Genomic DNA, 11,674 nt, shown 5'->3' with positions numbered 1-11,674 from the left:
AAAAGCAGAAACTTCAGGTTTCCTTTTGCAATCCTCTTGCTCTAAAAGCGAAATATGACCCAATCGACCCGGAATGACGATACATTTGCCGAACTGAACCAGCCGAGCCTCTGGTCCGGCATCAATGCCTATCGTTCCGATCCGCTGATCGTCGATCTGACCTCCACTTTGCCGCGCTCGACGCGTGAAGACCTGGAGCAGATGGGCCGCTACGTCACCTCGCACGAGGCGCAGGAACTGGCGCGCATGGCGAACCAGGGTACGCCGCAACTGCGCACCCATGGGCCGCGCGGCGAGCGGCTGGACGTGGTCGAATTCCATCCGGCCTGGCATGCGCTGATGCGCCGCTCGATGTCGGCCGGCCTGCATTCCTCGATCTGGGATGCTCAGGCCGATCTGGATGCGAAAGGCCAATCGCATAAGGTCCGTGCTGCTCGTTTCTACCTGACAGCGCAGCTCGAATGCGGCCATCTCTGCCCGCTGACCATGACCAGCGCCTCGGTCGCCGCGATGATGGCGTCGCCGGCGGTCCAGAAGGACTGGGCGCCGAAGGTCCTGTCGCGCAAATATGATTCGTCCAACAAGCCGGCCATGCAAAAGTCCGCTGTCACCATCGGCATGGGCATGACGGAAAAGCAGGGTGGCACGGATGTGCGCGCCAACAAGACGACGGCCGACAAGGTCAGCGACGGTATCTACCGGCTCTCGGGCCACAAATGGTTCATGTCAGCGCCGATGAGCGACGCCTTCATCATGCTGGCGCAGACCAAGGACGGCATGGGCTGCTTCCTGGTGCCGCGTCTGCTCGAAGACGGCTCCGCCAACGGCCTGCAATTCCAGCGGCTGAAGGACAAGCTCGGCAATCGCTCGAATGCCTCGTCCGAAGTCGAGTTCAGCGACACTTTTGGTTTCCTGCTGGGTGCGCCCGATGGCGGCATCCGCACCATTCTCGACATGGTGACGCTGACGCGGCTCGATTGCGCATTGGCGTCTGCCGGTATCATGCGGGCGTCGCTCGCCGAAGCCGTGCACCATACGCGCGGCCGCAGTGTCTTCGGCAAGATGCTGGTCCAGCAGCCGATCATGACACGCGTGCTTGCCGACATGGCGCTCGATGTCGCGGCAGCGACTGCGCTCGCCTTCCGTCTGGCGGAATCCTTCGACAAGGCAAGCAGCAGCAGCGAAGACGCCGCCTATGCCCGCGTCATGACGCCGGTCGCCAAATACTGGTGCTGCAAGATCGCGCCGGCGCTGATCTACGAGGCGATGGAATGCATCGGCGGCAGCGGCTATATCGAGGAACGCCCGATCGCCCGGCATTACCGCGAGGCTCCGGTCAATGCGATCTGGGAAGGCTCCGGCAATGTCATGGCGCTCGACGTGCTGCGCGTGCTGAACCGGGGCAGGGACCTGTTCGAAACCGTCTTCGCCGGCCTTGCCCGCGATCTCGGCCCGGCCGGCAAGAAAACCATCGACGTGCTCCGTGCCGCCATGGCGCTTTGCGAACAGGACGAGGGCGCGGCGCGCCTGCTGATCGAGCAGATGGCGCTCGCCGCTGGTGCCGCCGAGCTTTATCGACTGGGTGCAGGCAAGATCGCCGACGCCTTCATCGAAACCCGCCTGGCCGGCGGCTGGCGCTCGACCTACGGCATGCTGGATGCGCGGTTCGATGCGAGCTACATCATCGATCTGCTCTATCCGCCGGCGACTTGAGGCGTCGGGCCAAATCTACAGAGCGACTTGTAGGCCCAGATGTTCGGACATCGGATCGAAATCCCGATCATCGTGGAGAAGGGTATGGCCTTCCTCGATGCAGAACGTACCGATGATGACGTCTATGGTTTTGCGCACCGTAATTCCCTGCGCACGCAGCAGGCGATAATTGCGCGCCGCCTTGACGGCAAGCGTATCGTTCAACATCGGTCGGATGGTAAATTGGCGAAGGTTTCGTTCGATCAATGTTGCCTGTCGCTCGCCTCGGGCACCTTGAAGAACCTCGAGAAGAATCAGGTCTCCAACCAGAATACCGGGAGGTCCTGCGGTGAGCATGCTTCGCAAGCGAAGCACGGCTTCCGTCTCCGTTGCGCGTAGAAGCGAAATCCAAACGGAGCTGTCGACAACGATCACGTTTGCCGATCTCTGCGCATTTCGTCGAGATCGCCTTCCCAACCAAGGCCAGCAAGGTCGTCGAGGGCTTTTTTCTGACGATGCCAGAGAACGACGCTCCGCAAAGCTTCTTCGACGGTGGCCTTTTTCGTCGATTGTCCTGTTGCAGCCATCGCTTCCGCGATCAATGCGTCGTCAATGTCTATGTTCGTTCGCATTTGCAATCTCGTGTGTATGTCGATAAGAAATCATACACATCAGCCTGCGAAATGTAAACGTTCAAGCAACTATCGAGGCCCCCATGATCAACCTCCGCCCCGTCCAATCCGACGACATCGACCAGCTCTATGTCATCTCCCTGGTCACCGGCGATGCCGGCAAGGATGCGACGGCGCTTCATCGCGATGGGCGGATGATCGGGCATATCTATTCTGTGCCCTATGCTGTTCTCAGCCCGCAGACCGTCTTCGTTGCCGAAGACGGTGAGGGTGTTTGCGGTTATATCGCGGGCGTTTTCGACACGGTTGCTTTTGAGGAAAGACTGGAGCGCGAATGGTGGCCGGAGTTGCGTGGGCGCTATCCGGAACCATCCGGCGATCCTTCGACCTGGAATGCGGATCAGCGGCGCAGCCATGCGATCCACCATCCGAAGAGAGTACCCAGCGTTCTGACCGACCCGTTTCCGGCCCATATCCATATGAACCTCCTGCCACGTACGCAGGGGCAGGGCATCGGCAGCGCGCTTCTCGACAAATGGCTGTCGAACGCCCGTGACAAGGCCGTCAAAGGCGTTCATCTCGGTGCGAGCGTGGGCAATCACAGCGGGATTCGATTCTGGGCGTCGCGCGGGTTTACTGAGGTGGAACTGCCACCGGAATTGGCCTCGCCGAGTACCGTCTGGTTCGGCCAATATCTCTAATCTGTGGATTCGGCACTTTAAGACACCTCCACGCCCGTCGCGTCATTGTTCGCTTGTATCAGGCTTGTTATTCACCGGTCGGTGACTGACTGGAGCCGACACGATGCCGAGCGCAAACGCTGTTCTGAAAAAACCGATCGAAACACCCGCCGAGCCGGAAAAGCGAATCCGCAATCGCGCCGCCACTGAGCAGGCGATTTTGGACGCTGCCAAGCGGTTGCTGGCGGAGGAGGGGTTCCAGAATTTCGGCATCAACGCGGTCGCCCGCGGCGCCGGTTGCGACAAGCAGCTGATCTACCGCTATTACGGCGGCCTCGACGGCCTGGTGGAGGCGATCGGCACGGATCTCGGAAGCTGGGTAAAGGATCGCATCCCCGACGATACCGGCGGCATGTTCCTTTTGACCTATGGCGACCTGATGGAGCGGCTGGCCCTGCTTTTCCTCGAGGCGCTGCGCTCCGATCCGCTGATGCGCCGCATCGTCGCCTGGGAAGTCTCTGACAATAGCGAGCAGGTGAGACGGCTTTCGGAAGCGCGTTCGAAGGCGCTTGCAGGCTGGATCGAGCGCATGCGCGGCTCGCTGGTGCCGCCGAAAGGGATCGATGCGATCGCCGTCAATGCACTGATCTTCTCCGCCATACAGCATCTTGTTCTCTCCGCCGCCGTCGGTGATCAATGCGCAGGCCTCGCGCTGAAGACATCGAAGGACTGGGAGAAGGCGGCCACAGCGCTCCGACGCATCGTGCGCGGCGTTTACGGCTGAAAATCTGACTATGCGAGAGATATCCACAGCCCCGCCCGGCCGTTAACCTTAACAATTGGTTTACATTGCGCCGCAACGGTTAACTCGCCACTGTGCGCAGACTGATTGTTAACCAATAAGCGTGCAGCCATGGGGTCCAGACCCGCAAAAATCGCGTTTCTCATCGCGGCGATGATGTTCTTCGCCATTCTGGCACTAGATATAACGGTGCCGGCGCTGGTGTTGAGCGCTATGGCGCTGACGAACTGGCTAGTCCTTTCGACTGGAACGACGCAATATCAGCGTCGAAGGGGGACCGCATGAAGTGGGTGCTGATCTTCTGGGCCGCGCCTGTCTCGTTCCTCGGGGCGTGGTATTACCTGTCATACTACGACATGAGCTTCGGCATCTTCATGCTCACGCGGCAGATGCATGACCTCGTCTTCCATATCTATGGCAATATCCTCGGGATCCCGCCGGAGACCATTCCGCCGCTGGTGGCCCGCGCCATTGCCTTTGACACCTTGCTGGTTTTCGCGCTCCTCGCCTTTCGCAAGCGCGCCGAGATCCTCGCCTGGTGGAAGAGCCGTCAGGAATCGAGATCGGGGAAGGCCGGCCTGCCGAGAGCCGAGAGCCTGTCCAAGGCGCCCTGAAGAATGAAGCTTGCGGCGGCGGAGTCGATGCGCTCGGCTCGCTTGGCGCGCGAAACGTCCATCTCCAGCAATGCCCGTTCGGCTGCGACCGTTGACAGCCGCTCATCCCAGTAGACGAAGGGCAGGGCGGTCTTGTCGGCCATGCTGCGCACGAAGGCCCGCGTTGCCTGCACACGCGGCCCCGCTGACCCATCCATGTTCATCGGCAGGCCGATAACGAAGGCTGCGACCTTTTCCTTCTCGGCGAAGGCAAGCAGCGTCTGGGCGTCCTGGGTGAATTTCACCCGCTTGATCACCGGGCGCGGCGTGGCGAACCGCCGGCCGAGATCGGACATGGCAAGACCGATCGTCTTGGTACCGAGATCGAGCCCGGCAATCGCCTGTCTAGGCAGCAGCATCACGGCAAGGTCTTCGATGGTCAGTGTCGTCATAGGTTCTTGTCTCCCCGTCAAAACAAAGTGAATTCCGCGCCGCTTTTCTTTGTGACGGTTTCGGATATGTCCTAACACCAGTCTTGCATTTCAAATCAAGCATTAAGGAGAAATCCATGAAGATCACTTGGCTCGGCCATGCCGCTTTCCGTCTCGAAACGGCCAAGGCTAAAATCCTTATCGACCCATTCCTCAGCTATAACTCCTCCTTTGCCGCCGCCGGGATCGACCTCAAGGAGGCCACGGCGGGCGTCACGCACATCCTGCTCACCCATGGCCATGGCGACCATGTCGGCGATACCGTTCAGATCGCCAAGGATACTGGCGCCGTCGTTCTCGCCAATGCCGATCTCGCCGCCTGGCTCGGCACCAAGGGCGTCGAGAAACTGGAAACGGGCAATACCGGCGGCACCATCTCCCTGGGTGGCTTCTCCGCCACCTTTACCAATGCACTGCATTCTTCCGCCCAGATCACCGAGGACGGCGTGTCGCATGCGCTCGGCAATCCGAACGGCCTGATGCTGCATTTCGACGATGAGCCGTCGCTGTTTCACATGGGCGATACGGACATCTTCTCCGACATGGGCCTGATCAACGAGCTACATCAGCCTGATATCGGCATCGTGCCGATCGGTGACCGCTACACCATGGGTGGCGCCGTCGCGGCACTCGCTTGCCAGCGCTTCTTCAACTTCAAGACCGCCATTCCCTGCCACTACGGCACCTTCCCGATCATCGACCAGACCCCGGACAAGTTCATTGCCGGCCTGGAAGGTTCGAAGACGGCGGTCGCGGCACCGAAGCCGGGCGAGAGCATTTCCGCATAACGATACCCGTTGCGTATGGCGGACATGGCCTTTATAGCGATAGGAAAAATCCTATCCGGAGAATGCCATGTCCGTCGATCTTGCCACCGTTAAACGCGTCGCCCATCTTGCCCGCATCGCCGTCAATGAAGACGAAGCGCAGCGGATGGTGGGCGAGCTGAATGGCATGCTGGGCTTCGTCGAGCAGCTCTCCGAAGTGAATGTCGATGGCGTCGAGGCTATGACCTCGGTTACGCCGATGGCGATGAAGAAGCGGGCGGACGAAGTCACCGACGGCAGCAAGGCCGATGACATCGTCGCCAATGCGCCGAATACCGATCAGAATTTCTTCCTGGTGCCCAAAGTCGTCGAATAAGGGCTCGCTTCGAGCCTATTCCGACCCGTTGCCCTTTTTAAAGATCTGAAGCGAAACAAGATGAGCGAACTGACCAGCCTGACCATTGCCGAAGCCCGCGACAAGCTGCGCGCCAAGGATATCACCGCCACCGAACTCACCGAGGCCTATCTCTCGACGATCGATGCGGTCAATGATCAGCTCAACGCCTATATCAAGGTAACGCCGGAGAAGGCGCGCGATATGGCCAAGGCCTCCGACGCGCGTCTCGCCGCCGGCAAGGTCGGTGCGCTCGAAGGCATTCCGCTGGGGATCAAGGATCTCTTCGGTACCGAAGGCATCCACACCCAGGCCTGCAGCCACATTCTCGACGGTTTCGAGCCGCGCTACGAATCGACCGTGACCCAGAACCTCTGGAACGATGGTGCCGTCATGCTCGGCAAACTCAACATGGATGAGTTCGCTATGGGCTCCTCCAACGAGAGCTCCTATTACGGCCCGGTCATCAACCCGTGGCGCGCTAACGGCTCGAACCAGCAGCTCGTTCCGGGCGGTTCTTCGGGCGGCTCGGCCGCAGCCGTTGCCGCGCATCTTTGCGCCGGCGCGACTGCCACCGACACCGGCGGTTCCATCCGCCAGCCCGCCGCCTTCACCGGCACGGTCGGTATCAAGCCCACTTACGGCCGCTGCTCGCGCTGGGGTATTGTCGCTTTCGCTTCGTCGCTCGACCAGGCCGGCCCGATCGCCCGCGATGTTCGCGACGCCGCCATCCTCTTGAAGTCTATGGCAAGCGTCGACGCCAAGGACACGACCTCGGTCGACCTGCCGGTGCCGGACTACGAAGCCTCGCTCGGCCAGTCGCTGAAGGGCATGAAGATCGGCATTCCGAACGAATACCGCGTCGACGGCATGCCGGGAGAGATCGAAACGCTCTGGCAGCAGGGCATCGCCTGGTTGAAGGATGCCGGCGCCGAGATCGTCAACATCTCGCTGCCGCACACAAAATACGCCTTGCCGGCCTATTACATCGTCGCCCCCGCCGAGGCATCGTCGAACCTTGCCCGTTATGACGGCGTGCGTTACGGCCTGCGCGTCGACGGCAAGGATATCGCCGACATGTACGAGAAGACCCGCGCTGCCGGCTTTGGCAACGAGGTCAAGCGCCGTATCATGATCGGCACCTACGTGCTCTCCGCCGGCTATTACGATGCCTATTACCTGCGCGCCCAGAAGGTTCGCACACTGATCAAGCGCGACTTCGAACTTGCCTTCCACGCCGGTGTCGACGCCATCCTGACGCCCGCCACGCCGTCCTCGGCCTTCGGCATCGCCGACGAGGATCTCGCTTCCGATCCGGTCAAGATGTACCTCAACGACATCTTCACGGTGACGGTCAACATGGCAGGCCTCCCCGGCATCGCCGTCCCCGCCGGCCTCGATCAGAAGGGCCTGCCGCTCGGCCTACAGCTTATCGGCAAGCCGTTCGACGAAGAGACGCTGTTCAAGACGGCGCACGTCATCGAACAGGCCGCCGGCAAGTTCACGCCGACGAAGTGGTGGTAAACACCACTTTTGTGATCGCCGCCGATGAAGCAATCGGCGCGGTCATTCTAGAGTAAGTTGCACATCAATAGGTCGTGTTATAATTGCAACAACACGCGCACATAAGCGTGTGCGCTCATTTCTCCACCTTGAAGCGATTCTAAACTGGAGCTATACGCGCCTTCCCGGTCGTCGTGCCGATACGAGCGTTGATGGTTGGAGCTCCAAAACTCCTCCCGTGCAGGCGGTTTTCCGCTCTGTATACGAATGCCGTGTCGGGAGACGGGAAGGCTTTTGGAGTATAGCTCAATGGCAGAGCACCGGACGTTCGTCCGGAGGTCGTGGGTTCGAATCCCGCTACACCAGCCAAATGGATAGCTCAGTTGGTTAGAGCATCAGATTCTTAATCTGACGGTTGAAGGTTCGAATCCTTTTCCAATTGCTGGTCGAAAGGCCGGCACCAGCCCGCAAAGCTGTTTACCAATGACGGTTCGGGGACCGGAATGCGCAAGTTCGGATATCCGCGCAATCTCTAGGGATTGCCTGGATGAATGGGTGAGCGCCAGGACTATGGGCTCGATTGGCGTTGAAGATTTCGCCGTGCCCCGGCCAGCAAGGAGGAAGCCCTCCAAAGCCGGGATACTGCACAATCCGCTCCTCGCAAATCCGCCCGTCGTCGCTGCCACCGGTCTCCGGATCTCGATGATCGGCGCATGAAACGAAACACGAAAGGAACATCGGTCTATGACGTAGCGCATGCCGAAGGAGTATGAACAATGATGACATTTCTCGATAAGATCTTGGGACGCAAGCGCGTCCTCGTTAAGGAAAACGAACGTCTGGTCGCCCTGCACAAGGGGACGATCCTTGGTATTTTCGGGCCGGGTCAGCAGGTATTGCCGAACCGACGCAACAGCCTTGAGGTTTTCCGCTACGATCTGACCAATCCGGTGTTCGCATCGGTCTACGAGAAGGCGTTGTTCGAAAAGCTCCCGGAGGTTGCCGAGCATCATCTCACCGTGTTCCGTACCGATGTCGGCGAGGTTGCCGTCATTGAGCGCGATGGCGCAATTTACGCCACACTTGGTCCGAGCCAGAAGCTTGTTGTCTGGAAGGAGTCGGGTCCGTGGAAGGAAATGCGCGTCGATACCGCAGACGAACTTTCCGTTGACCGGGTCTTGTCGCGCCGCCTCGGGCTGGCACGGAAGCACGAGTTCATCGCGAGCTACGCCGTGCTCGAAGGGCAGGTGGGTCTGCTGTTCGTTGACGGCATCTACCTGCGGACGCTCGATGCGGGCATGCATACCTTCTGGAATGTCGGCAAGGCTCTACAGGTCAAGATCGTTGATCTGAAACGTCAGTCGCTCGATGTTGCCGGACAGGAACTCCTGACCAAGGATCGCGTGACGATCCGTGTCAACATCTCCGCGGATTACCGCGTGGTCGATCCGGTCAAGGCCGTCGGCTCCGTCAAGGATTTCGCGGATGCGCTCTATCGTGCGCTGCAACTGGCTTTCCGCCGGACGCTTGGCACGATGACGCTGGACCAGATCCTGGAGCGCCGTGTCTCCATCAACGCCGAAGCGGCCGAAAAGGTGCGCGAGGACATGGTGGTGATCGGCGTGGAGATCTCGGATATCGAGCTCAAGGATGTGATCCTGCCGGGCGATATGCGTGAGATCCTGAACCAGGTGGTTGCGGCCGAAAAGCAGGCGGAAGCCAACGTCATCCGCCGCCGCGAGGAGACGAACGCCACCCGTTCGTTGCTCAACACGGCCAAGGTCATGGCGGAGCATCCGGTTATGCTACGGCTGAAGGAGCTTGAAGCTCTGGAGGCCATTGCCGGCAAGGTGGATAAGCTGACGATCCACAACGGCACGAGCGGCTTGATGAACGATCTCGTCAAGCTTCGCGATATCTGATGCCACTGACAGGAAGGGCCGTCCGGAAATCCGGACGGCCCTTTTGCACATGCCAATATTCCGCCCAGCGACCATCACATTTTGGACCGAAATACGATCATAAATTGCAGTAAGCCGCTTGGCTCTATCATCTGCAACCGAATCGGAAGGTCTCTTCATGCTCAAAAAAGTCACGGCGATCCTGCTCCTCAGTGTGGCATTCCCAGCGATTTCGCTGGCGGCCGACAATGGGGCCATTCGGGCCATTACCTTGTCCTCGGGCGGCCTTGCCGAGGTTTCGCGATCGGCCGCAGTCGATACCGACGGCGTCGTCCGGCTCGAGGTGCCGCTCGATCAGGTCGATGACATGCTGAAAAGCCTTGTGGTCAATGGGACCGAGGGCTCGGTGGCCGGCATTTCGCTGGCGGGGCCGCAGCCGTTGCAGGAGACTTTCAAGGGTCTGCCGTTCACGCCGGAAGCGCTCTCATCCGTGCCGTCGCTTCTGACATCGATACAGGGTGCCAGGGTATCGGTAACCAGCGGCGGGAAAACCGTTGAGGGAGACATTCTCGGGATCGAGACCAGAAAGGCCGGCGAGAAGGCGACAATTCATCTGCTGACCGTTCTTGACAAGGATGGTGCGGTGGAGACGCTGGCGCTAGGTGAGGATGCGTCCGTCCGGATTGACGATGCCGGCATGAGAGCAAAGGTTGCCAAGGCGGCGGCAGCCATTGCCCGTGGCAAGAACGACAGCACCCGCACCATTGATATCAAGGTGAACGGTGCGAAGAGCAGCGGCGACGTCGGTCTGACCTATGTCGTTCCGTCTCCGATCTGGAAAACGGCCTACAAGGTTGTGACCGAGGCAAATGGCAAGGCGCGTCTGCAGGCATGGACCGTGCTGGAAAACGCCAGTGGCGAAGATTGGAAGGGCGTAAAACTGACGTTGACGTCTGCCGAGCCGGTGACGCTGAAGCAGGGACTGCACCAACTCTACTGGAGAGAGCGGCAGGAGGTGCCGGTCGACACGGCTTCAAACAATGTCCCTGATCCCGATAGTGGAGACTTGTCCAACAGGCAGCGTCTGGCATCGGATGTCCAGGAACGAGCAGCACCCGCGCCTGCCAAGGCAATGGGTGGGGTCAGCAGAAAGGCGGCGGCGTCTGCCTACATGGCTGACGAGCTGGAAAGGCCAGCAGTGCCAATGCAAATGGCTGCAGCCAATCCGACCACTGCGAGCGAAAGCGATATCTCGGCCACTTTTGAGTTGCCAGGAACTTACGATCTGGCAAATGGCGACACCTTGTCGGTGCCGATCGTGGATGCGGAACTGGATGCCGATATGGTGGACATGTATCGGGCAGGCAGCTCCTTCCGCAATCCGATCGCCGCCGTGATGCTCAAGAACACCGCAGGTGTCAGCATGCCGGCGGGAATTCTCACGCTCTACGATAGCAAGATCGGCTATGTCGGCGATTCCCAGCTATCCGCGCTGCCCAAGGGGGACACGCGCCTCGCCAGTTTCGCGACCGACCGAAAGGTATCGATCAGCGAGCAGCAGACGCCGACTGAGGAGATTGCCTCTCTGAAGGTTTCGGATGGCGTGATGCAAGCAGTCGTCAAATATCGACAGACGACAACATATACCGTTTCAGGGGCGCTTGACGGCGAAAGGACCGTCATCGTCGAGCACCCGATCAGGGACGGTTGGTCATTTTCGTCGGGCGAAAGCTTCGGCAAGACGGCAACACACCAGCGGCTCAAGACGGTTGTTCCGGCGGCTACGGAAAAGACACTGACGGCGGTCGACGAGCAGCTTCAGAGCAACAGCTATGCTCTGGTCGACGCAGAACCGGACATGCTGCTCGGATGGTCGGCTTCGACACAGGACAAGGCACTCACAGACAAGCTCGCAAATCTCGCAGACGCGCGCAAAAGGCAGGTCGCGATCCAGAACGAACTGGCGAGCCTCGATAGCGAAATCGAGAAGACCATCAATGACCAGGAGCGGATAAGACAGAATATCGGCGCGGTTCCGGAGAATAGCGATTTGAAGAAGCGCTATTTGAAGGCCCTGGCGGATAGCGAGGATCAAATCGCTGCAATGAACGAAAGGCGCGATACGGTGCAGCAGGAAAGCGATCGCCGAGGCGACCACGTGGCGGACATCATCAGGACATTCTGATCGCCATCGGCGCACCGTCCCGTGAGCCACATCA

General features: G+C 59.8%; 12 protein-coding genes and 2 tRNA genes. 11 read left to right on the top strand and 3 right to left on the bottom strand.

The features are described 5' to 3' along the window. Positions 1-54 precede the first annotated feature (54 nt). Positions 55-1,713, top strand: a complete 1,659-nt coding sequence (locus AC1RO0_RS17320; protein WP_498594095.1) for an acyl-CoA dehydrogenase family protein — start codon at positions 55-57, stop codon at positions 1,711-1,713. A gap of 15 nt (positions 1,714-1,728) precedes the next feature. Here the strand turns inward: AC1RO0_RS17320 and vapC are convergent, their stop codons facing one another. Both vapC and AC1RO0_RS17310 read right to left on the bottom strand, forming a co-directional pair. Next, entirely contained in the window at positions 1,729-2,127 is a 399-nt protein-coding gene (gene vapC, locus AC1RO0_RS17315; RefSeq protein ID WP_498594094.1) for a type II toxin-antitoxin system VapC family toxin, read from the bottom strand. Further along, entirely contained in the window at positions 2,124-2,324 is a 201-nt protein-coding gene (locus tag AC1RO0_RS17310; protein ID WP_498594093.1) for a type II toxin-antitoxin system VapB family antitoxin, read from the bottom strand. Before AC1RO0_RS17310 ends, vapC begins: the two co-directional genes overlap by 4 nt. A gap of 83 nt (positions 2,325-2,407) precedes the next feature. Here AC1RO0_RS17310 and AC1RO0_RS17305 point away from each other — a divergent pair, with 83 nt between their 5' ends. The 3 genes from AC1RO0_RS17305 (at position 2,408) to AC1RO0_RS17295 (ending at position 4,420) form a co-directional block, all read left to right on the top strand. Continuing rightward, positions 2,408-3,025: a GNAT family N-acetyltransferase gene (locus AC1RO0_RS17305; RefSeq protein WP_498594092.1), complete on the top strand. Its 618-nt coding sequence runs from the start codon at positions 2,408-2,410 to the stop codon at positions 3,023-3,025. 103 nt (positions 3,026-3,128) lie between these two features. Beyond that, on the top strand, positions 3,129-3,788 hold the full coding sequence (locus AC1RO0_RS17300; protein ID WP_498594091.1) for a TetR/AcrR family transcriptional regulator: 660 nt from the start codon (positions 3,129-3,131) through the stop codon (positions 3,786-3,788). Between the two features lie 299 nt (positions 3,789-4,087). Next, complete coding sequence (locus AC1RO0_RS17295; RefSeq protein WP_498594090.1) at positions 4,088-4,420, top strand: DUF6105 family protein; 333 nt, start codon at positions 4,088-4,090, stop codon at positions 4,418-4,420. Here the strand turns inward: AC1RO0_RS17295 and ruvX are convergent. Then, positions 4,357-4,851 (bottom strand): Holliday junction resolvase RuvX, encoded by a 495-nt coding sequence (gene ruvX / locus AC1RO0_RS17290; RefSeq protein WP_047465082.1) that lies wholly within the window; start codon positions 4,849-4,851, stop codon positions 4,357-4,359. The genes AC1RO0_RS17295 and ruvX overlap by 64 nt on opposite strands. A gap of 116 nt (positions 4,852-4,967) precedes the next feature. On the opposite strand from ruvX, the gene AC1RO0_RS17285 reads away from it, so the two are divergent. The 7 genes from AC1RO0_RS17285 (at position 4,968) to AC1RO0_RS17255 (ending at position 11,640) form a co-directional block, all read left to right on the top strand. Beyond that, positions 4,968-5,678, top strand: a complete 711-nt coding sequence (locus AC1RO0_RS17285) for a metal-dependent hydrolase (protein ID WP_498594089.1) — start codon at positions 4,968-4,970, stop codon at positions 5,676-5,678. 67 nt (positions 5,679-5,745) lie between these two features. Next, complete coding sequence (gene gatC, locus AC1RO0_RS17280; RefSeq protein WP_498594088.1) at positions 5,746-6,033, top strand: Asp-tRNA(Asn)/Glu-tRNA(Gln) amidotransferase subunit GatC; 288 nt, start codon at positions 5,746-5,748, stop codon at positions 6,031-6,033. Between the two features lie 60 nt (positions 6,034-6,093). Next, the gene (gene gatA / locus AC1RO0_RS17275) at positions 6,094-7,575 is read left to right on the top strand and encodes an Asp-tRNA(Asn)/Glu-tRNA(Gln) amidotransferase subunit GatA (protein WP_498594087.1); all 1,482 of its coding nucleotides are present in this window, start codon (positions 6,094-6,096) and stop codon (positions 7,573-7,575) included. Between the two features lie 274 nt (positions 7,576-7,849). Next, positions 7,850-7,923 (top strand) — tRNA-OTHER (locus tag AC1RO0_RS17270). Further along, positions 7,923-7,992, top strand: a tRNA-Lys gene (locus tag AC1RO0_RS17265). Before AC1RO0_RS17270 ends, AC1RO0_RS17265 begins: the two co-directional genes overlap by 1 nt. A 341-nt stretch (positions 7,993-8,333) precedes the next feature. After that, positions 8,334-9,476: a slipin family protein gene (locus AC1RO0_RS17260; protein ID WP_498594426.1), complete on the top strand. Its 1,143-nt coding sequence runs from the start codon at positions 8,334-8,336 to the stop codon at positions 9,474-9,476. 157 nt (positions 9,477-9,633) lie between these two features. Further along, positions 9,634-11,640 (top strand): DUF4139 domain-containing protein, encoded by a 2,007-nt coding sequence (locus tag AC1RO0_RS17255; RefSeq protein WP_498594086.1) that lies wholly within the window; start codon positions 9,634-9,636, stop codon positions 11,638-11,640. Positions 11,641-11,674 lie beyond the last annotated feature (34 nt).

Source organism: Rhizobium sp. GW821-FHT14E12, from assembly GCF_058803745.1.
The sequence above is the reverse complement of the archived record's forward strand: the minus strand, read 5'-3'. Positions and strand labels throughout refer to the sequence as shown.

What these genes read in the sequence shown, in the direction of transcription:
- AC1RO0_RS17285 (WP_498594089.1), top strand. Translation starts at nt 4,968, where the DNA reads ATGAAGATCACTTGGCTCGGCCATGCCGCTTTCCGTCTCGAAACGGCC.
- AC1RO0_RS17310 (WP_498594093.1), bottom strand. Translation starts at nt 2,324, where the DNA reads ATGCGAACGAACATAGACATTGACGACGCATTGATCGCGGAAGCGATG.
- ruvX (WP_047465082.1), bottom strand. Translation starts at nt 4,851, where the DNA reads ATGACGACACTGACCATCGAAGACCTTGCCGTGATGCTGCTGCCTAGA.
- AC1RO0_RS17295 (WP_498594090.1), top strand. Translation starts at nt 4,088, where the DNA reads ATGAAGTGGGTGCTGATCTTCTGGGCCGCGCCTGTCTCGTTCCTCGGG.
- AC1RO0_RS17255 (WP_498594086.1), top strand. Translation starts at nt 9,634, where the DNA reads ATGCTCAAAAAAGTCACGGCGATCCTGCTCCTCAGTGTGGCATTCCCA.
- AC1RO0_RS17305 (WP_498594092.1), top strand. Translation starts at nt 2,408, where the DNA reads ATGATCAACCTCCGCCCCGTCCAATCCGACGACATCGACCAGCTCTAT.
- AC1RO0_RS17260 (WP_498594426.1), top strand. Translation starts at nt 8,334, where the DNA reads ATGACATTTCTCGATAAGATCTTGGGACGCAAGCGCGTCCTCGTTAAG.
- AC1RO0_RS17300 (WP_498594091.1), top strand. Translation starts at nt 3,129, where the DNA reads ATGCCGAGCGCAAACGCTGTTCTGAAAAAACCGATCGAAACACCCGCC.
- gatA (WP_498594087.1), top strand. Translation starts at nt 6,094, where the DNA reads ATGAGCGAACTGACCAGCCTGACCATTGCCGAAGCCCGCGACAAGCTG.
- gatC (WP_498594088.1), top strand. Translation starts at nt 5,746, where the DNA reads ATGTCCGTCGATCTTGCCACCGTTAAACGCGTCGCCCATCTTGCCCGC.
- AC1RO0_RS17320 (WP_498594095.1), top strand. Translation starts at nt 55, where the DNA reads ATGACCCAATCGACCCGGAATGACGATACATTTGCCGAACTGAACCAG.